This window comes from Dietzia sp. CH92 (genome assembly GCF_032248695.1).
In the GTDB taxonomy this organism is placed as follows: domain Bacteria; phylum Actinomycetota; class Actinomycetes; order Mycobacteriales; family Mycobacteriaceae; genus Dietzia.
Map to the genome: position 1 here is coordinate 220,384 of NZ_JAVHXC010000003.1, position 25,417 is coordinate 245,800.

General features: G+C 71.4%; 24 protein-coding genes. 9 read left to right on the forward strand and 15 right to left on the reverse strand.

Annotated features, from left to right (window positions below):
- Positions 1–45: 45 nt before the first annotated feature.
- Positions 46–957 (reverse strand): nuclear transport factor 2 family protein, encoded by a 912-nt coding sequence (locus tag RWK90_RS07465; protein ID WP_314036365.1) that lies wholly within the window; start codon positions 955–957, stop codon positions 46–48.
- A gap of 256 nt (positions 958–1,213) precedes the next feature.
- On the opposite strand from RWK90_RS07465, the gene RWK90_RS07470 reads away from it, so the two are divergent.
- Positions 1,214–2,692: an FAD-dependent oxidoreductase gene (locus tag RWK90_RS07470; protein ID WP_314036367.1), complete on the forward strand. Its 1,479-nt coding sequence runs from the start codon at positions 1,214–1,216 to the stop codon at positions 2,690–2,692.
- A gap of 118 nt (positions 2,693–2,810) precedes the next feature.
- Here RWK90_RS07470 and RWK90_RS07475 read toward each other — a convergent pair whose 3' ends face one another.
- Both RWK90_RS07475 and RWK90_RS07480 read right to left on the reverse strand, forming a co-directional pair.
- On the reverse strand, positions 2,811–3,290 hold the full coding sequence (locus tag RWK90_RS07475; RefSeq protein WP_314036369.1) for a nuclear transport factor 2 family protein: 480 nt from the start codon (positions 3,288–3,290) through the stop codon (positions 2,811–2,813).
- A gap of 35 nt (positions 3,291–3,325) precedes the next feature.
- Positions 3,326–4,117, reverse strand: a complete 792-nt coding sequence (locus RWK90_RS07480) for an SDR family NAD(P)-dependent oxidoreductase (RefSeq protein WP_314036371.1) — start codon at positions 4,115–4,117, stop codon at positions 3,326–3,328.
- Between the two features lie 162 nt (positions 4,118–4,279).
- Between RWK90_RS07480 and RWK90_RS07485 the strand changes: the two genes are divergently transcribed.
- Together RWK90_RS07485 and RWK90_RS07490 are read left to right on the forward strand one after the other, a co-directional pair.
- Entirely contained in the window at positions 4,280–5,185 is a 906-nt protein-coding gene (locus tag RWK90_RS07485; RefSeq protein WP_314036373.1) for an LLM class F420-dependent oxidoreductase, read from the forward strand.
- Between the two features lie 81 nt (positions 5,186–5,266).
- Positions 5,267–5,782 (forward strand): nuclear transport factor 2 family protein, encoded by a 516-nt coding sequence (locus RWK90_RS07490; RefSeq protein WP_314036375.1) that lies wholly within the window; start codon positions 5,267–5,269, stop codon positions 5,780–5,782.
- Here the strand turns inward: RWK90_RS07490 and RWK90_RS07495 are convergent, their stop codons facing one another.
- The 4 genes from RWK90_RS07495 to RWK90_RS07510 all read right to left on the reverse strand — a co-directional run bounded on the left by RWK90_RS07495 (position 5,783) and on the right by RWK90_RS07510 (position 10,645).
- Complete coding sequence (locus RWK90_RS07495) at positions 5,783–7,039, reverse strand: glutaminase (RefSeq protein ID WP_314036377.1); 1,257 nt, start codon at positions 7,037–7,039, stop codon at positions 5,783–5,785.
- A 90-nt stretch (positions 7,040–7,129) separates the two neighbouring features.
- Positions 7,130–7,534, reverse strand: a complete 405-nt coding sequence (locus RWK90_RS07500; RefSeq protein WP_314036379.1) for a cupin domain-containing protein — start codon at positions 7,532–7,534, stop codon at positions 7,130–7,132.
- A 74-nt stretch (positions 7,535–7,608) separates the two neighbouring features.
- Positions 7,609–9,069 carry an FAD-dependent oxidoreductase gene (locus tag RWK90_RS07505; RefSeq protein ID WP_314036381.1) on the reverse strand — a complete coding sequence of 487 codons (1,461 nt, stop codon included), beginning with the start codon at positions 9,067–9,069 and terminating at the stop codon, positions 7,609–7,611.
- A gap of 109 nt (positions 9,070–9,178) precedes the next feature.
- Entirely contained in the window at positions 9,179–10,645 is a 1,467-nt protein-coding gene (locus tag RWK90_RS07510; RefSeq protein ID WP_314036383.1) for a PLP-dependent aminotransferase family protein, read from the reverse strand.
- A 94-nt stretch (positions 10,646–10,739) separates the two neighbouring features.
- Between RWK90_RS07510 and RWK90_RS07515 the strand changes: the two genes are divergently transcribed.
- The gene (locus RWK90_RS07515) at positions 10,740–11,990 is read left to right on the forward strand and encodes a pyridoxal phosphate-dependent aminotransferase (protein WP_314036385.1); all 1,251 of its coding nucleotides are present in this window, start codon (positions 10,740–10,742) and stop codon (positions 11,988–11,990) included.
- A gap of 11 nt (positions 11,991–12,001) precedes the next feature.
- Here the strand turns inward: RWK90_RS07515 and RWK90_RS07520 are convergent, their stop codons facing one another.
- From RWK90_RS07520 to RWK90_RS07530, 3 genes are all read right to left on the reverse strand, one after another.
- The gene (locus RWK90_RS07520; protein ID WP_314036387.1) at positions 12,002–13,180 is read right to left on the reverse strand and encodes an alpha/beta hydrolase family protein; all 1,179 of its coding nucleotides are present in this window, start codon (positions 13,178–13,180) and stop codon (positions 12,002–12,004) included.
- Between the two features lie 88 nt (positions 13,181–13,268).
- Positions 13,269–14,636: an alpha/beta hydrolase family protein gene (locus tag RWK90_RS07525; RefSeq protein ID WP_314036389.1), complete on the reverse strand. Its 1,368-nt coding sequence runs from the start codon at positions 14,634–14,636 to the stop codon at positions 13,269–13,271.
- An 84-nt stretch (positions 14,637–14,720) separates the two neighbouring features.
- Positions 14,721–15,218, reverse strand: coding sequence for a glutathione peroxidase (locus RWK90_RS07530; protein ID WP_314036391.1), 498 nt, complete (start codon positions 15,216–15,218; stop codon positions 14,721–14,723).
- Between the two features lie 131 nt (positions 15,219–15,349).
- On the opposite strand from RWK90_RS07530, the gene RWK90_RS07535 reads away from it, so the two are divergent.
- On the forward strand, positions 15,350–15,937 hold the full coding sequence (locus tag RWK90_RS07535) for a dihydrofolate reductase family protein (protein WP_314036393.1): 588 nt from the start codon (positions 15,350–15,352) through the stop codon (positions 15,935–15,937).
- A gap of 43 nt (positions 15,938–15,980) precedes the next feature.
- Here the strand turns inward: RWK90_RS07535 and RWK90_RS07540 are convergent, their stop codons facing one another.
- A complete protein-coding gene (locus RWK90_RS07540; RefSeq protein WP_314036395.1) occupies positions 15,981–17,336 on the reverse strand; it encodes an MFS transporter in 1,356 nt (451 codons plus the stop codon).
- A 100-nt stretch (positions 17,337–17,436) separates the two neighbouring features.
- A complete protein-coding gene (locus RWK90_RS07545; protein ID WP_314036397.1) occupies positions 17,437–17,778 on the reverse strand; it encodes a transglycosylase family protein in 342 nt (113 codons plus the stop codon).
- 269 nt (positions 17,779–18,047) lie between these two features.
- On the opposite strand from RWK90_RS07545, the gene RWK90_RS07550 reads away from it, so the two are divergent.
- Positions 18,048–18,257, forward strand: a complete 210-nt coding sequence (locus tag RWK90_RS07550) for a DUF2945 domain-containing protein (RefSeq protein WP_314036399.1) — start codon at positions 18,048–18,050, stop codon at positions 18,255–18,257.
- 232 nt (positions 18,258–18,489) lie between these two features.
- Here the strand turns inward: RWK90_RS07550 and RWK90_RS07555 are convergent, their stop codons facing one another.
- Entirely contained in the window at positions 18,490–18,954 is a 465-nt protein-coding gene (locus RWK90_RS07555; RefSeq protein ID WP_314036401.1) for an SRPBCC family protein, read from the reverse strand.
- A gap of 175 nt (positions 18,955–19,129) precedes the next feature.
- On the opposite strand from RWK90_RS07555, the gene RWK90_RS07560 reads away from it, so the two are divergent.
- Genes RWK90_RS07560 through RWK90_RS07570 form a run of 3 tightly spaced genes read left to right on the forward strand, consistent with a single transcriptional unit; the run spans position 19,130 to position 22,883 of the window.
- Entirely contained in the window at positions 19,130–20,194 is a 1,065-nt protein-coding gene (locus RWK90_RS07560; RefSeq protein WP_314036403.1) for an ABC transporter substrate-binding protein, read from the forward strand.
- Entirely contained in the window at positions 20,195–21,823 is a 1,629-nt protein-coding gene (locus tag RWK90_RS07565; protein WP_314036405.1) for an iron ABC transporter permease, read from the forward strand.
- Positions 21,816–22,883, forward strand: coding sequence for an ABC transporter ATP-binding protein (locus RWK90_RS07570; RefSeq protein ID WP_314036407.1), 1,068 nt, complete (start codon positions 21,816–21,818; stop codon positions 22,881–22,883). The genes RWK90_RS07565 and RWK90_RS07570 overlap by 8 nt, the downstream gene beginning before the upstream one ends.
- A gap of 57 nt (positions 22,884–22,940) precedes the next feature.
- Here RWK90_RS07570 and RWK90_RS07575 read toward each other — a convergent pair whose 3' ends face one another.
- Together RWK90_RS07575 and RWK90_RS07580 are read right to left on the reverse strand one after the other, a co-directional pair.
- The gene (locus RWK90_RS07575) at positions 22,941–23,774 is read right to left on the reverse strand and encodes an SDR family NAD(P)-dependent oxidoreductase (RefSeq protein ID WP_314036409.1); all 834 of its coding nucleotides are present in this window, start codon (positions 23,772–23,774) and stop codon (positions 22,941–22,943) included.
- Positions 23,771–25,330 (reverse strand): NAD(P)/FAD-dependent oxidoreductase, encoded by a 1,560-nt coding sequence (locus RWK90_RS07580; protein WP_314036411.1) that lies wholly within the window; start codon positions 25,328–25,330, stop codon positions 23,771–23,773. The genes RWK90_RS07575 and RWK90_RS07580 overlap by 4 nt, the downstream gene beginning before the upstream one ends.
- Positions 25,331–25,417: the final 87 nt, after the last annotated feature.

Genomic DNA, 25,417 nt, shown 5'->3' on the forward strand with positions numbered 1-25,417 from the left:
AGCCGGATCGTGACCGTCACCGGCTCGACCGCATCGCGGCGATGACTACTCTGCGCGCTCGACTGTGTCGACCCGTAAACGGCTCAGGCGCATGGCGCTGATCTTCCAGCCGCCACCCGTCTTTCGATATTCCTCGGTGTAGTGCCCGTAGCCGTGCAGACTTCGCAGTCCGGGCCTCGCGGACCCGTCCGGCCACCACAGTTTGTCCTCCATCGCCCACGTCCCGATCGCCGAGGCCGGGGAGCTGATCGAGATCTCGGGGGTGTGGCCGTGGTGGACGGTCTCGACGTTCTCGATGCTGGCGCGGAGGAACGGTATGTACTCGTCACGGGACCGGGTGATCCCGCCGCCAGATTCGGTCATGTCGATCTCGACGTCCTCGGTGAAGACGGATGCGAGACCGTCCCAGTCCTTGGTGTCCATGAACCTGAAGTAGCGGGCTTTGAGCTGCCTGATCGCCTCCACGTCGGCTGCGGTGTCCGGGGCCTCCGGCGCCCACCCACTACCGTGCCGGTCGGGCTGGCCGCCGAAGACACGGATGTCACCGAGGGTCCCGTTCATGTGCTTTGTCCGATGGCTCATCCGCCAGGCGTCGCCGACCAGTTGCCATTCGTCGTGGTAGTCGCCGAACGTGGAGAAGCTCAGCCCCTGCCGGTCGTCGATCCCGAGGTGCAGGTCGGCGACGTACGTCCGGCTCGTGGCCGTGCCGCTCGGGATATCCACGTCGATGAGCATCGTGCCCAGCAGGTGCTGGGTGGGACCGCAGTTGTCCAGGAAGGACCGGATCACATCCACGACTTCCACCGGGCCGTGGAGCGTGCCCGTGCCGAGCTCTGCTGTTGCTCCCGGCAGCATGATCTCGTGTAGGACCGGCCAGTCCTTCTCGTCCATCGCGCGCGCGAACCGGGCGAGTGCACGAGCGATCTCTCGCTCGGCCGCGAGGATCTCGAGATCCATTCTGGGCTCCTTCTGGGACGGCCGGTGCCGGGACGGCTGGTGATGGTCTGCAACCTGCAGGTCCCCGATCATCCGATCAGGTGTGCTCGCTGTCACCGCCCGTCCCGCTCGGCGGGAGACCTTCTTGTCGGGCGTGGCGCGAAGCCGGAGAGTCCGGGAGGTACCTGGTTCCGGGCTCCGGGAAGTCCGCGCCTCAGGAACCTGGCAATCAACGACGTCCCAGAATGACTACAGCCGACTCCCCTGGAGGACCCGCATGGCCACACCCGAGGACCTCGGTCCGGTTCGAGCCGATCAGATCACCACGTGGGATCACGAGGCCGACGTGGTGATCGCCGGTTACGGGGTCGCCGGGGCCGCCGCGGCGGTGGGCGCCGCGCAGTCCGGAGCGGACGTCCTCGTCTTCGAACGGACCGGCGGCTGGGGTGGGGCCGCCGCGATGTCCGGCGGGATCATCTATATGGGAGGCGGCACGCCGCTGCAGAAGGCGTGCGGGTTCGACGACACTGTCGACGCGATGAAGGCGTTCATGAAGGCCGCGCTCGGTCCGGGCGTCGACGAGGAGAAGATCGACGCCTACTGCGAGGGCAGCGTCGACCACTACCACTGGCTGGTCGACAGCGGCGTCGTCTTCAAGGAGGAGTTCTGGGGCGAACCCGGATGGGAGACCCCCGGCGACGAGGGGCTGATGTACTCGGGCGGCGAGAACGCGGCCCCGTTCAGCGCGACCATCCCGCCGGCTCCCCGCGGGCACGTCCCGCAGATGCCCGCCGAGGAGAAGCACGGCAGCTCGGCACGGGGCGGAGGCTACATGCTCATGAAACCGCTCACCGAGCTCGCGGACCGCCTCGGGGTCAGGGCCGAATACGACGTGCGGGCGCAGAGCCTCGTCGTCGACGATGACGGGCGCGTCGTAGGCCTGGTCGCCTCACGGTACGGTCGGCGGATCGCGGTCCGCGCCCGCGGCGGGGTGGTCCTGGCGAGCGGGAGCTTCGCCTACAACCAGACGATGCTCGAGTCCTACGCTCCGCGCCTGGTCAATCGCCCGGCGGCCTCCGTCGAGGAGCACGACGGCCGGTCGATCCGGATGGCCCAGGCTCTCGGCGCCGACCTGGCCCATATGGACGCCACGGAGGTCGCCTTCTTCTGCAACCCGCAGCTCTTCGTCCGCGGGATCCTGGTCAACGGCCGCGGCCAGCGGTACATCAACGAGGACACCTACGCGGGCCGCGTCGGGCAGGCCACGCTCATCGAGAACGACAACCAGGCGTTCCTCATCATCGACGAGGCCTCCTACGAGGAGGGCATGGCGAGCCGGTCGTCGAGCGCCGGCATCCCCGCGCCGCTGACCTGGGCCGCGGAGACCGTCGAGGAACTCGAGCGCGAGATGGGCCTACCCGAGGGGGCGTTGCAGTCCACCGTCGAGGTGTACAACCGCCACGCGAGCGAGGGGAAGGATCCCCTGTTCGGCAAGAGCCCCGAGTGGGTCCGGCCCCTCGGCACCCCGCTGGGGGCCATCGATCTGCGCGGTCGTACCGGCGGCTTCACCCTGGGTGGCCTGCGTACGGACGTCGACTCGGCCGTTCTGCACGCCTCCGGCCGGCCGATCCCGGGTCTGTTCGCGGCCGGCCGGTGCACCTCCGGTGTGTGTGCGGGCGGGTACGCCTCGGGAACCTCGCTCGGGGACGGGAGCTTCTTCGGCCGCCGCGCCGGGATCGCCGCCGCGCGGGCCTGACACCGCGGCCTTCCCGGCGGGCCGCGACCCGCTCCTCACAGGGGGGGGCGAGACGGAACCGGCCCGGCATCGTCCGGTGAGACCGGGCGAGGCCGGGCCGGTGGGAACGACCGCCGCCTCAGGCCGCCGGGCCGTCGATCCGCAGCAGCTCCCGCGCTTCGGGAGCGCCGTTGAGTTCACGGGTGATGCGGTGCTCGACCCGCCACCCGTCAGGGGTGCGTGCCAACCGGATGCGGTGGCTGCCGGACAGAAGGATCCGGTACGACTCGGCCTCACGCGTCACGAGAATCGACTCACACACCGCGGTGGCCCGGTCGCCGTCGATGCTCACGTGGGCCGGGCCGATGAAGTGAGTGCTGCCGGACCGGAGGAAGTTCTGGTGCGATTCCGAGTACACCATCGCCCGGATGTCCTCGCGGGAGCGCATGTGCAGCCCGGGGACGTCGTACTCACCGTTCTCCGTCCACAATCCTGCGGCGCCGTCAGCGTCACCGCGGTCGACCAGGGGCCCGTAGGACGCCAGGAGCCGCGTGATCTCCAGATGGTCTTCGAGGTGCTGGAGACGGCGCGCCAGGACCTCGTACTTCTCATCACTCATGTTCTTCTCTTCCTGGGTGTCTGTTGCGGGCGTGCTCAGTCCGGCGGCGGCAGAAGCTTCTGCGCGGCGGCCCTGGACGCGAGCAACAACTCGGCACGGTTGTGGCCGCTCTTGGTCAGGACGTCGTCCTCGAAGCCCTCGACGACGACGACGGGGCCGTTCGCGAGACTGGCCAGTCCCTGGGCGGCCACGTCACGCGGCTCGGCGATCTTCAGGCCCGGCCGGTCCATGTTCAGCCCGGCCCGCGCCATCGCCGGGGTTCGGGTCAGGCCGAGGACGAGCTCCAGGACGTCGACGTCGTGGTCCTGCATCTCCAGCCACAATCCCTCGGCGAACGTCCGACAGAAGGACTTGACCGCGGAGTAGATGCTGATCTGAGCAGACCCCAGGTACCCGCTCAGCGAACCGACCAACAGGATCCCGCCGCGCCGTCGCTCCCGCATCAGGTTTCCGAAGTGGTGGACGAGCTTCAGCTGCGCGGTGATGTTGAGATCGATCACGTCCCGGAAGCGCTCGAGGTCCCCGGTAACGAACTCGTGGCCGTACGTGTTGGCACCCGCGTTGTAGACGAACAACCCCACCGTGAGATCCGAGGTCACCGCGACGATCTCGTCGAACGCCCCCTCCGCGAGCAGGTCCACGGACAGGGTGCGCACCTCTGCCCCCAGCGCCCGGCACCGTTCCGCGGTGTCGGCGAGCGGCCCTTCCTTGCGTGCCAGCAGCACGAGGTTCATCCCCGCCTCGGCCAGCTGCGCGGCCATCTCGGCGCCGACGCCTTCGGACCCGCCTGCGATGACGGCCCACGGGCCGTACTTGTCGATATCCACCTGAGGGACTCCTTTTCCTGGTGATCAGGGTGAGTGGCCACGGTCGCACCGATCCCGGGCCTGCGGCGCGGGCCGTTCCGACCAGTGGGCACGTCACCCGATTCCGCCCGTCTGACGGGAGCGGTCGTTCACGTGGAGGCGCCACGAGGCACACTTCGACGTATGCGTCTGGGAATCTCGACACCGGCTGTCACCGTGTACCCGCCGACCGCCTCCGAATGGGAGCCCTCGGCGGGGATTCAGGACATCGCCCGCATCGCAGTGGCCGCGGACGAACTCGGCTACCACCACCTCACATGCAGCGAGCACGTGGCCGTCCCCGCCGACATCGCCGCCGTGCGCGGCGGCACCTACTGGGATCCATTGGCCACTCTCGGCTACGTGGCCGCGCTGACCACGCGGATCCGGCTGGCCACCCAGGTGCTGGTGCTGGGTTATCACCACCCCCTGGAGATCGCCAAGCGCTACGGCACTCTCGACGCGGTCAGCGGGGGCCGGCTGATCCTGGGTCTGGGTGTGGGCAGCCTGGAGCAGGAGTTCGAGCTCCTCGGCGCCCCGTTCGCCGACCGCGGGGCCCGGGCGGACGATGCGCTCGCCGCGCTCCGCGCCTCACTGTCCGTGTCCGAGCCCGAGTATCACGGCCGCTTTCACGACTACTCGGGATTCATCGTGCGGCCGCACGCCGTCCAGGACCGGGTCCCGTTGTGGATCGGCGGGCGGACCCGGCGCTCCCTGCGGCGGGCGCTGGACCACGGCGACGGGTGGGTGCCGTTCGGACTGTCCCTCCCGGACATGGAGTCGATGCTGGCCGGGGTGGCCGAGGCCCGCTCGTCGTCGTCCTCGTCGTCTTCGGCCTTCGATGTGGTCCTCTCCCCCGACCGCATGCTCGACCCCCTCGGCGACCCCGCCGCGACGGCGCGCGCGCTCGAGGCCGTCGCGCGCGCCGGCGCGACGATCACCGGGGTCAGCATCACCGCACGCGACGCCTCCCACTACTGCGACCAGCTCGCGGAACTCCGCGAGCTCGCCGCGGGCGAGGGCCACGAGTTCACGTCCGTCGACCGATGAGACCCGCGCCGGCTCCCGTCAGCATCCGCTGAGCGGGAGGCCAGGCGGCGAAACCGGCACGAGACGGGCAGAGTCGCCCCCATGACCTTTCCTGTGACACTCTCCGGAACCGACCGACTCCACGCTCTCGAGGAGATCACACGCGTCTTCGCGGCCCGCCTCCACGCGCTGGACATGAAGCAGTGGGACCTCTACCCCACCCTGCACACCGACGACGTGGTCTCAGAGACGTGGGGCGGGGTCCCCGTCGACCGGCAACCCACCTCCGACGGGGTCGCCAACCGGGTGGTCGGCAACGAACGGCTCGCGCAGACCATCAGGGCGTTCATGGAACGCAAGGCCATCACGTCGGTCCACCACGGGCACACGCCGCTCATCGAGTTCACCTCCGACACCACCGCCAGGGGCACCTGGGCCATGGAGGACATGCTGTGGTGGACCCACCCGGACGGTGCGGAGGAGCGCCTGCACGGCTACGGGCACTACCACGAGGAGTACCGGCTGGTCGACGGCGTGTGGCTGATCAGCTACCGCGGTCTCAGCCGTCTCCGCGTGGATCACACGCCCCGATTCCACGACGCGATCCCCGAACTCTGATCAGCGGGCGGCCCGGCGGGTGATCGGGCGGGTACCGTCCCCGAGATCCGGGTCCGGCAGGCGCCGGCCCGGGTCCGCCAGGCCCACGGTGTGCCCGTCGTTCGCCAGTCGCCGCATCGCCTCGAGCAGCATCCGCCGGGCGCTGGTGTTGACCGAGGACACCCGGCTGAGGTCCAGCGTCACCTCACCCGGCCCCTCCGGGATCTCCGCGAGGCGCCGCAGCACCTGCTCGGCGCTGGCGAACGTCATGGGGCCCTGCAGGCGGAACGTCCGGCGCCCGGAGATCTCGTCGAACCGGACCGACCGCACGGCCTCCACCTCGGTGACCGTGGTGTTCATCAGATGCAGGTCGAGGTCCCGGGACAGCCGCTCGAACGTGCGCACCCCCTCCACGCTGTGCCCGTGCTCGTCGAGCCGGGGCGAGAACACCCCCAGCCCCACCTGGCCGGGCAGCGCGCCGAGGATCCCGCCGGACACCCCGCTCTTGGCGGGGATCCCCACCGTGGACATCCAGTCGCCTGCGGCGTCGTACATCCCGCACGTGGTCATCACGGCGAGCACCTGGCGCGCGACCGGCGCCGACACCACGCGCTCCCGCGTGACCGGGTTGACGCCGCCGGTGGCCAACGTGACGGCCATGACGGCGAGGTCCCGCACCGTCACCCGGTAGGCGCACTGCCGCGTGTACCCGCGCACGGCCTCGTCCGGATCACCGTCGATGATCCCGCCGGCCCGCACGAGATTGGCCATCGCGCGGTTGCGGAACGCCGTGCGCAGCTCGGACTCACACACCGCGCCGTCGACCTCCAGGCGCCGTCCCGCGAACGCCGAGAGCCCGTCCGCGATCGCCGCGCCGCGTTCCTCCTCCGACGCGCCGGGCGGGCCGACGAGCGTGTGCGTGGTGATGGCCCCGATGTTGATCATCGGATTGCGGGGCCGGCCCGTGTCGCGGTTGAGCGAGATCTGGTTGAAGGCATCGCCGGACGGCTCCACCTCGACCTTCTCCAGCACCGCCTCGATCCCGCGGTCGCGCAGGGCGAGCGCGTAGGCGAACGGCTTGCTCATGGACTGGATCGTGAACTCCGCGTCCGCGTCCCCGGCCGTGTACACGACCCCGTCCATCGTGCAGGCGGCCACCGCGAACCGGTCCGGGTCGACGGCCGCGAGTTCGGGGATGTAGTCGGCGAGCCGGCCGTCCCCGCCGTCCGAGCAGGCGTCGCGGATCTCGAGCAGATAGTCAGGTACCGGCGTCTTCACGTCACCAGCGTGTCATGCACGGCCGGGTCCCCGCCCGGGAGGGAGGAACCGTCCCCGCCGGGCCGGGGACGGAACCGCCCCGCCCTGGGCTCAGTGGTGGTCGTCGTCCGCCTTGGTGGGGTGGACGGTGCCGTGCTCGTGCTCGGGCGGGCCGTACAGCGAGTAGACCTTGAGGTCGTCCTCGCCGATGTTGGTGACGTTGTGCCAGCTCCCGGCGGGGACGAGGATGGCCCAGTCGTCGGAGACCTCGCGCACGAAGTCCAGCTGGTCCTCCGCCGGACCCATCTCGACCCGGCCCCGGCCGGACTCGACGCGCAGGAACTGGTCGTGGTCGGCGTGGACCTCCAGGCCGATGTCGTCGCCGGGCTTGATGCTCATGACGGTGAGCTGCATGTGCGAGCCCGTCCAGAGGGTGGTCCGGTACGTGTCGTTGTCGAGGGTGGCCTTCTCGATGTCGACGACGAACGGGTGCGGACCCTGGTCGGTGGGGCTCATGGATGATCCTCTTTCCTCGATGGGTGGGGCTGTCGGGGCCGGCGGCGGGCTCCGCCACCGCGACGGCCGGGCGGTCAGGCGGTGTCGTGGCGCTTCAGGTCGCTCGTGGCCGGGCCCTCGATGAGTTCACCACACGCCGAGAAGCGGGACCCGTGCCAGGGGCAGTCCCACGACCGCTCGACCTCGTTCCACGACAGCACGGCGCCCATGTGGGGGCACAGCAGCCCGACGCGGCAGGTCTCGCCGTCGTCGCCCGTGGCCTCCGCGACCGGGCGGACGCTCGGCCGCGGAGGCCGGACCACCGACTGCGCCGCGGTCGCCGCCAACTGCAGCGGCAGGTCGGCGAACAACGGCACCGCGTTGCGCACCGAACCGGAGATGCTGGGCTTGCCGAACGACACCCGCGGGTCCCGGCCCTCCAGCCGGTCGACCATGATCCCGGCCGCCGCCGGCGCGCCCGTCAGACCCCACTTGCTGTAGCCACCCGCGAAGTGGACCCGGCCGCGGCCCCACGGCAGCGGACCGGACTTGGGCAGCATCGTCACGGGGTGGAAATCCTGCGCCGACCAGCCGTGCGTCATGGTGGCGCCGGGGAAGTACTTCTCCGCGTACTCGCGGAGGGAGTCGAGCTTGGAGGCCGTGCCGGTCGCGGTGCCCGTGCGGTGGCCGTTGCCGCCGACGAACAGGATCTCGCCGTCCGGCGTCGGCACGGTCCGCAGCGATCGCACCGGGCTCTCCACCGAGCCGTACATCCCCTCCGGCAGCCCGCCGGAGTACTCGAACGACGCGAGGTAGGAGCGCTCCGGTTCCATCGTCGCCACCGTGGGCCCGCGGTCCAGCGCCGGGGACGCGGTCGCCAGGACCACGTCGCGGGCGGTCATCGTGCCGGGGTCGGCGGTGACGGTGACCAGCGCGTCGTCACCCGTGCCCTGCGCCTTGAGGCCGGTGACGCGCGCGTGCTCGACGATGCGCACGCCCAGCGCCGAGGCCGCACGGGCCAGCGCCGCGAGCGCCTGCACCGGGTCGATCTGCATCTGATCCGGCAGTTCCACCGCCGAGCGGGCCGGGAACGGGACGTCGATCCGGTCGTACCACCGGGCGGGCAGCCCCAGGTCGATCATCGTGCGCATCTCCTTGCGCAGCGTCGACGTGCCCATGAGGCCGCGGGAGAACGTCACCGCCCGACGGCGCTGCGAGTCCACGCCGTGCGACTCGCAGAACTCGGCCCACCAGTCCAGGCCGTACCGGCTGGCCTCGGCGTACTGCCGCGCCGTCTCCAGCCCGTGCTTGGAGCGGATGCTCGACAGGCGCGTGCCCTGCAGGACCGACACTTTGGCCGTCGTCGCGCCACTCGCCCCGGCGCCGACGGTGTGCGCCTCGAGCACCACCACCGAGCATCCGCGCGCGGCCGCCATCATCGCGGTGATGAGGCCGGTGAAGCCCGCGCCCGCGATCACCAGGTCCACGTGCTCGCCCGCGGGGAACTCGGCCGCCGGGGGATCGATCGTCGTGCGCCGCCAGAATGAAGTGCCCATCGTGCGTCTCCTCTGCGTCCTCGCCTCGGATTGCTCGCGCGCTCACTGTAAGACCGCGCGGGGAGGCTCGCACCCGCTCGACGGGGAGCGGGCCGGACCCGGCCCGAGTTCAGGTGTCAGCCGGAGCGAGCCGGTCGAGCACCCGTCGCAGCTCCGCGGCGAACTCCGCCGCGTCCCGCCCCGACAGCCGCGAGTAGCTCAGCACGAGACCCGGCACCACGTGACCCTCCGCCTGCGCGCCGAGCGAGCGGGTGCGCCACCCCCTCTCCTCGAGCGACCGGACCACCTCGTCGTCGTCATATCCGGGCAGCACCACGCACAGGTGCAGGCCCGCCTCCACACCCGTGACCTCCAGGTCCGGACACTCGCGCGCGAGCGCCGCCACCAGGCGGCTCCGGCGGTCGGCGTAGACCCGCGCGGCGCGCGCCAGGTGCCGGTCCATCGCGCCCGACCCGATGAACGCCGCGAGCGCCTCGGCCGGCAGCGACGACGGGCCGCGCCGGTGGACCACCAACCACCGCTCCACCCCGCGCCGCAACGCCGCCGGCGACAGGCACCACGCCACCCGCAGATCCGGCGCCACCGACTTGGACGACGTGCCCACGTACGCGACGTGATCCGCCGCGCCCGGCAGTGTCGCCAGCGCCGGGAGCGGCGCAACGCCGTAGCGGAACTCGCCGTCGTAGTCGTCCTCGATCACCAGCGACCCCGTCCTGCGGGCCCACTCCACCAACGCGACCCGCCGGTCCACGCTCATCCGATACCCCAGGGGGAACTGGTGCGCGGGCGTCGTGAACACGATCGCCCGCTCCTCCCCCAGACGCGCCGCGTCCAGGCCACCCGGCTCGGCGGGATGCAGGCGCACCTCCAGGCCCTGCTCGCGGGCCATGAGTCGCGCACCCCGGTAGCCGGGGTCCTCCATGTGGAACACCACCGGCGGGCGCCCTGTCCCGGAGGCGGGCGAGGCGGCCGGGTCCGCGGGGCGCGAGGCGGCCGTGAACGCCGCGCACAGGGCGGCGATCGCCGAGCGGGAACTGTCGAACAACAGGGGATCCGCTGCCGCGACGCCACGGCGGCGGCGCAGGTGCCCGGCCAGCGCGTGCCGGAGCGCGGGACTCGGCTCCTCCCACGGGTTGAGTCCCGCGAGCCCCTGCGTGCCCGCCGCGCGCATCGCGGCGCGCCACGCCCGCTGGTCCACCAGCGTCGCGTCCGGGATCCCCGGCCGCAGGTCCCGCGGGGAGCGGCCACGACGGGGTTCGGGGGCCTGCTGCCCGGCGGGGTCGGTGTGCCCGCGGGTACGCGCGCCGGCCCTCGCCGCCAGCCCGGCACCAGCGCTGACCGTGGTGCCCGACCCGTGCGCGGACTCGACGAAGCCGGCCGCGGCGAGCTCGTCGAACGCCCTGACCACCGTGCCCCGCGAGAGGCCGGTCAGCGCGGCGAGCGACCGGGTCGAGGGCAGCCGGTCCCCGTCCGCCAACGCGCCCTCGGCGATCCGGTCGATGATCGCGTCCACGAGGCCGGCGGCGCCGCTCACCTGCCCCACGACGAGCGAGACGGAACGGGCCGAGCGTGCCATGAGTCCAGCGTAGACGACAGACCACCGAAGTGGTCCCTGAAAAGTGGACAAAGTGGACCTTCCGGGAGCGCCACTTACCCGGTTGGGTGGGGCCATGCAGACCTACCGCCAGTCCCGCCGCCTCCGCGACGTCCGGTACGACGTCCGCGGACCCATCCTCACCGAGGCGATGCGCCTCGAGGCCGAGGGCCACGACATCCTCCGGCTCAACCTGGGCAACATGCGCCCGTTCGGGCTCGACGCCCGGCCCGAGCTGGTGGAGGCGGTGGCGCGGGGCCTCGGGGACGGGCAGGCGTACTCGGACTCGCGCGGCATCCCGGCCGCCCGCCGGGCGGTCGCCGAGTACTACCGGCGGTGCGGCGTCAGCGGGGTCGCGCCCGAGGACGTGTTCTGCGGCAACGGGGTCAGCGAGCTCATCACCCTGGTCCTGCAGGCGATGGTCGACCCCGGCGACGAGATCCTGGTCCCCGCGCCCGACTACCCCACGTGGACCGGGGCGGTGAACCTGACCGGCGGGGTGCCCGTGCACTACCTGGCCGACGAGTCCGACGGCTGGAACCCGTCACTGGCCGACATCGAATCGAAGATCACCCCGCGCACCACCGCACTGGTGATGATCAACCCCAACAACCCGACGGGCGCGGTGTACAGCGAACAGACCGTGCGCGGGATGGCGGACATCGCGCGCCGGCACGGGTTGATCCTGTTGTCGGACGAGATCTACGAGAAGCTCGTGTTCGGCGACGCCGTCCATCACCTCGCGGCCCGCGCGGCCGGGGACGACGTCCTGTGCCTGACCTTCGGCGGCCTGTCCAAGGCCTACCGGGTGTGCGGGTACCGGGCCGGCTGGGTCGTGGCCACCGGGCCGCTCGACCGGGCCGCCGACCTGCTCGAGGGGCTCACGCTGCTGTCCAACATGCGGGTGTGTCCCGGCGTCCCCGGTCAGTACGCGATCCCCGTCGCCCTGGCCGAGGATTCCCCGTGGGGCCCGGAGGTCGTGGACCCCGACGGGCGGATCGAGCGGCAGCTGGCACTGGCCGCGCAGAAGCTGAACGCGATCCCGGGCGTGAGCTGCGTGCCACCGCGCGGAGCGTTGTACTGCTTCCCGCGGATCGACCGGGAGAGGTACGGGATCGACGACGACGAGGAGTTCGTCCTCGACCTGCTGCGCTCAGAGCATGTGCTCGTCACGCACGGCACGGGCTTCAACTGGCCGGAACCGGATCACTTCCGGATCGTCTGCCTGCCCGAGGCCGACGTGTTGGACCGCGCGATCGACGCCATCGCCCGACATCTGGAGAGCCGGTTGATGGTCGCGGCCTCGCGCGTCGCCGCCGGGGTGTGAGCTCGACGGGCTCAGTCCTGCAGGGCCGGCTTGATGTACTCCCAGCCGGGCGTGATGTAGTCGACGAACGTCTGCCACCCGTGGAAACCCTCGTCGCCGTAGTCGACGCGATGCACGATGCCGTGTCGGTCCAGCTCGCGGGAGAAGCTCCGGGCGCCCTCGATGACCCCCTTTTCCAGGATCAGGCCCTGCAGCATGTCGAAGTGGTCCCCGCCGTAGTTCCGGATGTCCGCCTCCGAGACCGTCAGGCCGCCGGTCGCAAAGTACACGGCGGTGTCCGCCAGGCCCTCGACGTGCGCGATCGTGTCGTGGTACTTCCACTGTGCGCTTCCGCGCGGGCCCCACATGTTGGCGGTGTCCCCGCCGCGGCCCTCCACCGCGCCGCGGATCGACTGGTAACCCAGTTCGTCGGTGCTGGAGTAGTAACCCGACAGGCCCATGACGCCCCGGTAGAGCTCGGGGTACGTGGCCGCCAGATGCATGGCCGCCTGTGCCCCCATCGACGCGCCGGCGATGCCATTCCTGCCGTTGTGGCCGGTGTCGCGGGTGTTCAACTCCGCCTCGACGAGGCCGGGCAGCTCCTCGGTGAGGAACGTCTCCCACTTGTTGTAGCCGAAGACCTCGTCCTCGCTGTTCCAGTCGGACCAGTACGTGGAGGGCCCGCCGGTCGGGGTGACCAGGTGGACGTTCTCCCCGGCCATGCGCGTGGGCATGTTCCCGGCCCGCTTCCATCCCGAGTTGCCCTCCACCGAGTCGACACCGTCGAGCAGGTAGAGCACGGGCGCGGGCCCCTGGTCCCTGACCCGGGAGGGCAGCACTTCGAGCACGATCTCGCGTTGCATCGCCGCGGAGGTGACGAGCCAGTGTTCGTAGTCCCCGTGCCGCGTGATCCCCAGGAGTTCGGTCGTCTCGATAGACGCGTCCCGCGCCCGGGGCGGGTTGGGGAGCTCGACGTACGATCCGGTGCCGCCGAGCGGGATGTTCGTGGAGCCCGCGGACCCGACGGACCCGAGTGTCGAGCCCAGCGGGAGCGAGCCCGCCGCGGAGCCGATCAGCTCGACCTCCTCGAGCCCGAGGGACGAGGTGTCGATATCGCCGCCGATCTGGGCCGAGGCGGGGGCGGATGCTCCCAGGACGATCGCGGTGGCGAGAGCGCCGGCGACGGCGCCGCGACGGAGTCGGGTGTTCATGGAATCTCCCTGGAGTGGGGCCAGCAGATACGGAAAGCGGCCCCGCGCCCGGTTGTGGGGTGCGCGGGACCGCTTGCCAGGTGGTCGATCAGGAACCGGTCGAACCGGTCGAACCCGCAGATCCGGTCGAACCCGCGGAGCCGGTCGAACCGCTCGAGCCGGTCGAACCCGTGGAACCGCTCGAGCCGCCCGAACCGGTGGAGTCGTCGGCGCCCGGGGTGCCCGTTCCGGGCTCGGTGACGCCGCCGTACAGGGCGGGCTTGATGTAGTCCCAGCCGGAATCGAAGTTCTTGAGGAAGTTCGGCCAGTTGTGCAGGCCGGTCTGCGAGTAGTCGACCTTGTGCTCGATGCCCGCACGCTTCAGCGCCTTCTCGAACGCCTCGGAGTTCTCGCGCACGCCCTTCTCCAGGACCAGTCCGATGAGCAGGTCCTGGAACTTCGGGGTCGCCGTGGCGAGCTTGTACTCGCCGATGTCGTCGGCACCGATCTCGGAGCCACCGGCCGAGAAGTACACGGCCTTGCCACGCAGACCCTGGGGCCGCGAGATGGTGTCGTTCTCCGCCCACCGCGCACTGCGGTGCGGGCCCCACATGTTCTCGACGTCACCGCCACGCGTCTCCACGCTCAGGCGAATCGTCTGGTAGCCGAGGGCGTCCATCGTGGAGTAGAAACCGCTGAACGACATCACGGCGTCATAGACGTCCGGGTGCGCGGCCGCCAGGTGCATGGCCGCCTGGCCACCCATGGAGATGCCGCCGACTGCCGCCTTGCCGTTCGTGTTGAGACGCTCGTCGACGATCGCCGGGAGCTCCTCGGTGAGGAACGTCTCCCACTTGTTGTTCCCCAGGACCGGGTCGATCTCTTCCCAGTCGGTGTAGTACGAAGCGTAGGCGCCGGCCGGGTTCACCACGTGGACGTTCTCGTCCTTCATCCGGTCGGCGATCTCCGCCTGGTGTGCCCACCCGGTGCTGCTGATCGGCGCCCCGACCCCGTCGAGCATGTACAGGACGGGCGCGTCGCCCGTGCCGCGTGACGGGACGACCTCGACGGTGATCAGTCGCTGCATGGCCTTCGAGGCGATGGTCCAGTACTGGTAGGCCTGAGCGTTCCCGTCCTGGTCGGCGCGGTAGCGCTCGATGCCACGGAACTCGGTCTCGGTGATCGTGGGATCGACCGGCGTCGGCGTGCCGACCGGGGCAGACGAGCCCGCGCCGTCCAGCGGGACGTCGGAAGAGCCGACCGAGCCGAGGAGACCGGCGGTCGACCCGACCGGCACGGACCCGACGGCGTCGATGATCGCCTCGAGGTCCTCCGGGCCCAGCGTCGACGGGTCGATGAGCGTCGAGGGATCGATGCTGCCGGTCTGAGCGACGGCGGGGGCGGTCGAGCCGATCGTGAGGGCGACGGCGAGTGCGCCGGCGGTGGCGGCCGCGAGGCGGCGGAGTCCGAGGGACATGAAGCTCCAGGTGATGATGTTGTAAGAGGTGACTTACGGAGCTTAATCAGTTCTCAGCTCAAATCGGAACTCGGGGGCGCTTCGTCACACCTCCGCGAGCGCCGCCTCGATCGCGTCACGCAGGTCCTCCGGCTTGCGGTGGGGGCCGAAGCGGTCGATCACCCGGCCGTCGCGGCCCACGAGGAACTTGGTGAAGTTCCACTTGATACGCCCGCCCAGAACGCCCGATTTCTCAGACTTGAGCCACTCGTAGAGCGGGTGCGCGCCGGATCCGTTGACCTCGATCTTGGAGAACAGCGGGAACTCCACGCCGAAGTTGCGCTCGCAGAACGCGCCGATCTCCTCGTCGCTCCCCGGCTCCTGGTGCGCGAACTGGTCGCACGGGAAGCCCAGCACCACGAACCCGCGGCCGCGGAACTCCTCGTACAGCGCCTGCAGCCCCTTGTACTGCGGGGTGAACCCGCACTTGCTCGCGGTGTTGACCACCAGGACGACCTGCCCGGTGTAGTCGGCGAGGTCCTTCTCGCTCCCGTCGAGCAGGCTCGCCTCGAAATCCGCGAGGGTGGTCTTCTGGTCGGGCATGGGAACTCCTCGTCGTCGTCCTCGTCGTGGTACCCGCGCGGTCACGTCCCACGCCGTACCGACCGCCATTGTGACCATTTCCCGGCCGCGGGTGGCGGGGTACCCTGGCAGTCCCGCGCCCGGAGGTCACCGTGAGTCAGCTGATCTATACCGCGTTCGTCTCGCTCGACGGCGTCGTCGAGGCCCCGGGCGGCGAGCCCGGATACCGCAACACCGGCTGGACGTTCGCCGTGGACTTCCTCGAGGAGGTCTACGGCCTCAAGGCCCGCGAGCAGGACGAGGCCGGGTCCATGCTGCTGGGCCGCGTCAGCTACCAGTCGTTCTCCGCCGTGTGGCCGCAGATGGTCGACGAGTTCCCCAAGTACAACGCCATGCCGAAGTACGTGGTGTCGAGGACGTTGGGCGAGGGGGACCTCGTGGAGGGATGGGGGACGACGACGATCCTGCGCAATCTCGACGAGGTGGCGGCTCTGAAGCAGGCGGAAGGGGCTCCGATCCTGCTCCAGGGATCGGCGACGCTGGCCCGGGACCTCTCCGACGCCGGGCTCATCGACCGCTATCACCTGCTGGTGTTCCCGTGGGTCCTCGGCGCCGGCAAGCGCATGTGGAGCGACACCGACAAGCCGCGGCAGAAGCTCGAACTGGTCGAGAGCGAGGCCTACGGCAACGGCGTGCAGAAGCTGATCTACGACGTGGTGGGGTTCGACCCCGAGGTCTGACGTGGCCGGCCGCCGGCGTCGCCGGGCCCGACCGGGCCGGTGCTCAGTCGCCCGCGCCGCGCGAGACCTCGGGCATCGAGAACGCCGACGCCGCCCCCACCAGGCCGAGCACGGCGAGGAACACCAGCGCCCACTGCACCCCCAGCACCGCGAGCGCCGAACTGATGCCGCCCACGACGAGCAGGATGACCCCCATCGCGGTGTTGCCGACCGCCACGTACGCGGTGCGGGTGTCGCCCTCGGCCACGTCCACCACGTAGGTCTTGCGCCCCACCCGTACGCCGGAGTGCAGGAGGGTGAGCAGGAAGTACGCGCCCACGAAGACCGCCGCACCGAGCGGGGCGCCCCCGTCGAAGCCGGGGAGCGCCTCGATGAGCACGAGTGCGAACGCCACCAGCGACGCCGCCGTGGCCGCACCCGCCATGAGCAGCCGGCTCGACCGGTCGGCCAGCTTGCCGAAGACCCGTCCCCCGATCAGCGACGCCACACCGGACGCGAGGATGAAGCCGCCGAGCCCGGCCAACGCACCCGTCCCCGAGGCGATCGAGAGGGTCACGATGAACGGCGGGCTCAGCGAGGACACCAGCAGCAGGCCGCGGACGGTGATGAACTTCCGGAACGTGGCGTCGTCGCGGAACAACTGCGCCGCCTCGGCGAACCACGAGGGCGAGGAGTCCTCCGCCGCCGATTCGCGGCCGTCGCCGGCCCCGGCGTCATCGCCCTCGCCCGCCGGTTCGCGGACCCGCGCGCACACCACCGCCGAGAGCACCCACAGCACGGCGCCCACCGCGAGCAGCAGCGCCAGGGCGGCCGCGTCGAGGTCCTCCCCGCCCAGCACGCGGATGAGCACGCCGAGCGTGATGGCGACCAGCCCGGCCGCCGACGTCGCCAGGCCGACGATCTGCCCGCGCTCGCCGGACGGGATCGTGCGGCCCTGCACGTCCTTCGACGCGATCGAGCACAGGCAGCGGCCCAACGAGAACACGACGAGCGCGACGAGGATGCCGACGCCGGCCGCGACCCCGCTGCCCAGCGCGGCGATGGCGGCCATCACCGCGACCGAGACCGCCTGCACCGCCGCGCCGATGACGAAGACCCACTTGCGGCGGCGCACCCGCACCACCAGCGGGGTGAGAAAGGCCTGCGGCAACATCGACCCGGACTCGCGGATCGGTACCAGCAGGCCCACGAACGCCGCGGGCACCCCGAGGACGTGGAACAACCACGGCAGGACCGTGGAGGCGTTGACCGTCTGGTCTCCCGAGGACTGCAGGGTGTTGGCGGCGACGAGCCTCAACCCGTTGCGCGGCAGATCGCGCTGCACGGGATCGGGGAGCTCGTCCTCCGCGTCCTGCGATCGGGTGACTAGACGGGAGTAGAGGCGCTCGGCGGTGGTCACCGTTCAGGAGCCTAGCCGCCCGCGCCCGGACAGACGACGACCGGCGCCGGAGGATCGCCCCCGACGCCGGTCACGCGTCTGTCGTGTGAGGTCGCTCGGATCAGGCGAGCGGACCGCCACAGTTCGGCCAGGCGCCGGCGCCCTGGCCCGCGAGCACACGCTCGCCGATGTCGATCTGCTGCTCACGGGTGGCCTGGTCGGCGGTCGCGGCGTACTCGCCGCCGCCGAAGCCGCTCCACGTCTGGGCGGAGAACTGCAGACCGCCGTAGTACCCGTTGCCGGTGTTGATCTGCCAGTTGCCACCGGACTCGCACTGGGCCACCTGGTCCCAGGCGCTCGGCGGGGCCGCGTTCGCGGCGGGCGTCGCCAGCGAGGCGCCCGCGGCGGCGATACCGCCCGCCATCATCGCGCCGGTCAGGGTTCGGACAAGCTTCTTCTGCATCCCTCGTGACCTCCTCAGGGTCTCGTGTCGTGCATGTCTCGTGACTTTTGATTCGACGAGTTCGTCGGACAGCGGCCGACACTACGAAGGCGCGGGAGGGGCCTGGCAACCCCCGACGCGGGATCCTCCGCGGCCCGGACGGGCGGCAGTGGTCGCGGCGGGTGCGAATCACCGCTGCTCAGAGCGCCGGTTCCGCGGGTGACGCGGCGGGCGGGATCGGGTGGGTGAGATGGCTCACCTCGCCGTCGTGGACCCTCCATACTGGCCGCATGAGCGACTTCAACAAGGGCGACCACGTCGAGTGGAACTCCGAGGCCGGGATGGTGCGCGGGGTGATCCGGAAGATCCACACCGAGGACGTCGAGTTCAAGGGGCGCATGCGGCGCTGCAGCGAGGACGAACCGCAGTACGAGATCGAGAGCGACAAGACCGGGCACATGGCGATGCACAAGGGCTCGGCGCTGAAGAAGATCGACTAGGGCGGGCGCGGGCCGGCGCGGGCCGCGCCCGAGCGGGGGCGCTTCCGCGATCACGTCGGCGGGACGCCCGGTCCTACGCGCACGCGAGAAAACTCGCCTATCCGATCCCGCGCCGCCTGCGGGACCCGCTAGGTGGAGCGGAATCGGACAGGCGGCGCGGGATCAGATGGGTGGCGCGGGTTCGGATAGGCGGCGCCGCGGGGGCGGAGACGCGGGTCGGCGCGCGGCTCGCTCAGCCGGCGACGGCCGAGGCGAGATTGCCCAGGGAATCCTCGAGCTGCTTCTCCGACACCAGCGGGAACGACACCTTCTTGAGCAGGTCCTTGTCGGTGACCTTGCCCCAGTCGTACGTGTGCCGCACGAGCGTGGAGTCCGGCCCCTGGGGCTCGAGCTCCCAGACCCACTCCCAGCCCTTGGGCTCGGTGCCGGCCGGCGCGGTCTGCCAGGCCAGCAGCTTGTCCTTGGCGAAGCCGGTGACGTGGTTCTCGGTGCGGTACTCACCGCCCATGTGCTCGCCCTCCATGTCCATGGCGAACACGTCCCCGACCTGCTGGATGCGGTCGGACTTGTAGTCGCCCCGCACGAAGCCCGAGCCGTCCAGGCGGGCGTGGTTCTCCGGGTTGGACAGGAAGTCGAAGATCTCGGCCGCCGAGTGGTCGATCACGCGCTCGACGGTGATGGCAGTGGAATCACTCATGTCCCCACCGTGCCCGCCGCGGCGCCGGGATGCATCCGGTCGGCACGGTTCGCGTCCAGTCAGCACGGGACGCATCCGGGTGGCCCCCGGCTCCGAATTCACCACAGGTTCATCTCGTCACCGGCGCCCCGGGCCGACGGAGGTGCCAGGATGGTGTGTCCGTTTCATGGTGCAGATGGGAAGTGGTCTCGTGTCGAGGTCTATTGGTCGTCGGACGGTACTGGCGTCGGTGGCGGTCTTCGCCGCCGGTGCCCTGGGGCTCGCGGGGTGCTCCGAGCCCGCCGCTCCCGGTTCCGGATCCGGTGAGGGTGCCACGTCCTCCGAGGCCTCCGGCGAGGTCACGCTCTACACCTCGGAGCCGCAGGCCAAGATCGACGAGATCATCGCCGCGTTCAACGAGGAGCAGCCGGACATCGAGGTGAAGGTCTTCCGGGCCGGCACCGGAGACCTCAAGGCACGCATCGAGGCCGAGAAGTCCACCGGCGGGGTCGCCGCCGACATCCTGCTCGCCGCCGACGTGCCCACGTTCGAGGACTACAAGGACCAGGACCTCTTCCAGCCGTTCGAGCCGAGCGAGCCCGACGCCCTGTCCGAGGTGGCGGTCGACCCCGACGGCTACTTCGTGGGCACCCGCATCATCCCCACCGTCATCGCCTACAACACGGGCGAGGTCACCGACCCGCCGACCTCGTGGGCCGACCTCACCGACCCCGCCTACCGCGACCGCATCATCCTGCCCAACCCGGACGTCTCCGGTGCCGCCGCCTTCAACGCCGCGGCCTGGAGTCTGCAGCCCGACCTGGGCGAGGAGTGGATCGAGCAGCTCGGCGCAAACAACCCGCAGGTCGCCGAATCCAACGGGCCCGTGGCGCAGGCCGTCGCCGAGGGCTCGCGGCCCGTCGGGATCGTCGTGGACTACCTCGTGCGCGACCTCGCGGCCCAGGGTTCGCCCATCGCCGTGAGCTACCCGAGCGAGGGCGTCCCCTACATCACGCAGCCCGGCGCCGTGTTCGCCGACGCGCCCAACCCCGAGGCCGCCAAGCTGTTCCTCGACTTCCTCGTGTCCCAGAAGGGTCAGGAGATCGCGGTGTCGCAGAGCTACCTGCCCGTGCGCGAGGACGCCGGCAGCCCGGAGGGCGCCCCCGCGCTGGCCGACATCACCCTCTTCGACCAGGACCTCGACGCGATCGCCGCCTCCCGCGACGACGCCGTGGCCGCGTTCAACGCGGCCGTCAGGTAGGTGACCCTCCCGCTCAGGCTGGCCCTGTGGGCGTCCCTCGCGGGCGTCATGGTGCTGCCCCTGGCCCTGGTCGTCTCACTGGGGCTGGGGGCCAACCACCTGCCCGAACTCATCGAGCAGGGGCTGCTCACGGCCACCGCCAACAGCCTCGTCAGCTCCCTGCTCTCCGCGGTCGGTGCCGTCCTCATCGGCACGCTGATGGCGTTCGGCCTCGACCGCACCGACCTGCCGGGCCGCGGGGCCCTGCGCCTGCTGCTGCTCACGCCGCTGTTCATCCCGCCCTTCATCGGCGCCATCGCGTGGAGCGGCCTGCTCACCGACGGCGGACTGCTGGACCGCGTCTTCGGTGTCGCGCCGTGGAACTTCTACGGCGGGCCCGGCGTGGTCTTCCTGCTCACGCTGCACGCCTACCCCATGGCCTACTTCGTCGTGGCGGCCGCCCTGCGGCGCATCCCCGCGGAACTCGAGGAGGCCTCACGCCTGTCCGGCGCCCGGCCGACGCGCACGCACCTCGACGTGACCCTGCCCCTCATCCGCCCGGCCATGGCGGCGGCGTTCACCCTGACCTTCGTCAGCGGGATCGGTGACTTCGGCATCCCCGTGATCGTGGGCCTTCCCGCCGGCTACGAGACGCTCTCGACGATGGTCTACCGGTTCCTCGAGTCCGGCTCCGTCGCGTCACCACTGCAGACCGTCTCGCAGATCGGGGTGGTCCTACTGCTCATCGGCGTGTTGGGGACGCTGCTCGACCGGCAGGTCACCAAGGGGTCGGTCGAGTTCGGCGGCACCGGACGCCCCGCCGCGCCCCAGGCGCTCGGCCGGGCGCGGCTGCCCCTGGCGGTGGCCGCGTGGACCGTCAGCGTCCTCGTCACCCTCGCCCCGCTCGTGGGCCTCGCGGTGCGGGCCCTGCTGCCCGCGCCGGGCGTGCCCCTCACCCTCGAGACGGCGACCCTGGACAACTTCCGGCGCGCGCTCACCGCCTCGACCACGATCGACGGCGTCACCAACTCCGTGATCCTCGCCGTCGGCGCGGCCCTCATCTGCGGCGTCCTCGGACTGCTCGTCGGGCTGTTCACCACCCGCCTGGCCGGGCGCGACCGCGAGTCGCTGCTCATGTCGGTGCTGCTGCCGCAGGCCGTCCCCGGCCTGGTCATCGCCACCGGGTGGCTCATCCTCGGCCGCTACACCGGGCTGTTCAACACCCGCTGGGTGATCCTCGGCGCGTACGTCACAGCCTTCACCGCGATCGTCGTCCAGACCGTCCGCGGCCCGCTGGCGGGGATCCACTCGTCGATGGAGGAGGCCGCCCGGATCGGCGGCGCCAGGGCGCTGCGCTCACGGTTCGACACGAGCGTGCGCATGGCCCTGCCCGCCGCCGGCATCGGCATGGTCATGGTCGCGGTGACCGCGGTGCGGGAGCTCACGCTCTCCGTCCTGCTCGTCGCCCCCGGCACCCAGACGCTCGGCGTGGTGATCTTCCAGTACCAGCGCGCCGGGGACTACAACGCCTCGTCCGCGCTGTCCGTGGTGCTCATGGCGGTGGGCCTGCTCGTCCTGGCCGCCTTCGGCGCCCGCTACACCCGACCCGACACCGGGTCCGACGCCGCATCCGGGAGGATCCGTGCCTGAACTCGACGCCCGCGGCGTCTCCGTCCGCTTCGGCGACACCGTCGCCCTTCAGGACCTCGACGTCCACGTGGACTCCGGCCGCATCCTCGCCCTCGTGGGCCCGTCCGGCTCCGGGAAGTCCACCTTCCTGCGCGCCGTCGCCGGGTTCGAGCAGCCCTCCGCCGGCACGATCCGGGTCGGGGACCGCGTCCTCGTGGGCGACGGGGTGCACCTCCCGCCCGAGGAACGCGGCCTCGGGATGGTCTTCCAGCACCACGCCGTGTGGCCCCACCTCTCCGTGGCCGACAACGTCGCCTACCCGCTGCGCCGCGCGAAGGTGCCGGCCGCCCGCCGCCGCACCCTCGTCGCGGAGGCCCTCGAGACCGTCGAGCTGGGCGAGTTCGCCCGGCGCCGGCCCGACACCCTCTCCGGCGGGCAACGCCAGCGCGTCTCGCTCGCCCGGGCGATCGTCGCGCGGCCAGGGGTCCTGCTGCTCGACGAGGCCCTGTCCGCCCTCGACGAGCCCCTGCGCGCCTCCCTGCGCCTCGTGCTGCGCCGGCTCGCCGCGGAGCACGACCTCACCATGATCCACGTGACCCACGACCGCGGGGAGGCCCTCGCACTGGGCGACGAGGTGGCCGTCCTGCACCGCGGGACGCTGGCGCAGTGCGACGTGCCCGACCGGCTGGACGCCGCACCGAACAGCGCGTTCGTCGCCGGGTTCCTGCACGACGCCACGCTCGTCGACGGGACCGTGGGCCCCGACGGCTTCCGCTCCGACGTCGGCGGGATCACGCTCGCACCCGACGTCCTCACCGGGCCCGCCGGCCCGGTGACCGGCCCCGCCACCCTCGCGCTCCTGCCCTCCGGGCTCGAGCTCGCCACGCCCGGACCGGCGCCGGGGCGCATCGGGGCGGAGTTCGTCACCTCCCTCTACGGCCGCGGCGGCAGGACCGTCATCTGCCGGCACGGCGAGACCGAGCTTCGGGTCCTGGCGCCCGCCGGGGCCGCGGTACCCGGCCGGGTGGGCGAGGCCGTGGGGGTCGACGTCCGGCGCGGCGTGATCTACCCGAAGGCCTGAACCCCGGCGCGGGCGGAGCCGCCGCACCTGTCTCGGTGCGGGGCCCGCCGCCCGGCGTCAGCCCTTCCGCGCCACCGCCCGGCCGATGAGCCGCGTCGAGGCGAGGAACGGCACCCGCGAGAACCGCTTGGAGTACCAGAAGACCGTGGCCAGGGCGTCGGGCGTGATGACCACCCGCCGGGCCTCGATGCCGCGCACCGACCGCCGGGCGATGATCTCCGATGTCAGGTGCGTCCGGGTGAGCAGCTTCCGCGCCATCTCGTCCGCCTGCGGGTCGTCACCGGAGAGCGAGTCCGCCAGGCCGGACCGGAAGAACTGGGGGCAGATCACCGACGTGGACACCCCGCGGGGCCGGAGCTCCGCGTCGAGGGTCTCCCCCAGCGCGACCGCGGCGGCCTTGGTCGCGTTGTAGGCCCCCATCTTGGGCGCGTGCACCAGCCCCGCCGCCGACGCGGTGATGACGAGTCGGCCACCCCGACCGAGCTTCGGCGCGAGCGCGCGGCAGCCCCGCACCACGCCGAGCAGGTTGATGTCCACGATCCGCTGCCACGACTCCATGGTGGTGGTCTCCAGCGACCCGCCCACCGCGATACCGGCGTTGTTGACCAGGATGTCCAGTGAGTCGATCTCCTCGGCCGCCGACGCCCAGTCCGCATCGGAGGTCACGTCGAGCCGCCGATACGTCCACCGCCCGGGCAGCTCCCGCACGGCCGGCGGCGGGTCCGCGTGGACGTCGGTGAGGATCACCTCGTCGCCGAGCGCCAGGTACTCCCGGGCCAGCGCCAGGCCCAGCCCGGAGGCAGCCCCGGTGATGAGCACGCGCCTGCCCGGCCCCCCGGAGACGGCCGTCCCCGACCGTTCGGCACCACGGCGTGAAAGGAAACGGGTCATGCTCGGGCCACCTCGTCGTCGTCCATCTCGGTCGCGTCCCCCACGGCGGCGCCGCCACCCGGCGCGCGGCGGGCGCCGGTCAGGACCACGTCCCGCCCGAACGCCATCTCGCGACGCAGGTCACCGAACGCGAGCTCGGGGATCTCCATCAGGAAGTTCTGCACGTACCGCCACGGACGCGAGGCCCCCTGCTTGGGGAACAGGTGCCCGTCGCGCCGGATGTACCCGGCGTCGAAGTCGAGCAGGAGCTGATCCGCCGGCTCGTCGGGCACCCGCGGCGCGTAGACCCGCTCCCCCGTCCGCCACAACCTCACCATGTAGCGCGAGACCATGTCCGCGCGCAGCGTCCACGACGAGTTGATGTACCCCACCGTGAAGCTCGCGTTGGGCACCCCGGCCAGCATCATCCCGCGGTAGGTGGCCAGGGCGGGGACGTCGAGTTCCTGCCCGTCGATACTCAGCGTGCCGCCGCCGAAGACCTGCAGGCGCAGGCCCGTGGCAGTGATGATGACGTCGGCCTCGACGTGCTCGCCCGACGTCAGGCGGATGCCGTCGGCGGTGAACCGGTCGATCGTCCCGGTCACGACCCGCGCGGCGCCCCGCCGCATGGCGCGGAAGATGTCGCCGTCGGGGGCCTTGCACACGCGCTGGTCCCACGGCCGGTACGGCGGCGTGAAGTGCCGGTCGATCTCCTCGGCCGGAAGGTAGCGGCGCTGCATCGCCCGCAGGCCCGCCTTGAACAGCCAGGGCAGGCGCTGGGCGATCACGAACTGCGCCGTGTCGCGGGCACCGTGGTTGAGTCGCGCCGCCCGGTGGTCCCACGGCGCCGGCAGCAGGCGCCGCCACACCGCGCTGATGACGTCCTTCTCCGGCAGCGGACCGATGTAGCTCGGGGTGCGCTGCAGCATGGTCACGTCGGCGCCGAGGTCCGCCAGCGCCGGGACCAGGGTCACCGCCGTGGCGCCCGAGCCGATCACCACGAACCGCCGGCCCGCGTACTCGAGGTCCTCCGGCCACTGCTGCGGGTGGATGATCCGCCCGCGGAAGTCCTCCTCGCCGGGGAAGTCCGGGCGGAAACCCTGGGAGTGCGAGTAGTAGCCCGAGCCGAAGTGCACGCGGCGGGTCCACACGATCCGCTCGCCCTCCGCGGTGCGGCAGGTGACCCGGTAGAGGTCCAGGTCGCTGCGCCAGTCCGCGTCGGCCACCCACGAGCCCAGCCGGAGGCGGTCGAGCGCGCCGGCCTCGCGGGCGGTGTCACGGATGTACTCCTTGATGTCCGCACCGTTGCCCAGGGTCGAGTCGTGGGGCCAGGGACGAAACGGGAACCCGAACGTCGCCATGTCCGAGTCCGAGCGGATTCCCGGGTAGCGGAAGGTGTGCCAGGTCCCGCCCAGGTCGTCGTGGGCGTCGTGGATCTCCCAACGCCAGTCCGGGAAGGCGTGGTGGACGTGGTGGGCCAGGTCGACCCCCGACATGCCCGCCCCCACGATGAGCAGGTCCAGCGGGTCGGTGGGCTCGGCGCCCGGCTCGCCCGGGCGGTGCGTGCTACCAGTCATGCCCCGTACCGTAACCGCCCGCCGCGACCGGTGGTTTCCGTAACGCGCCAACAACTTGCTCTTTCGCGCCACATCGCCCAGAGTGCC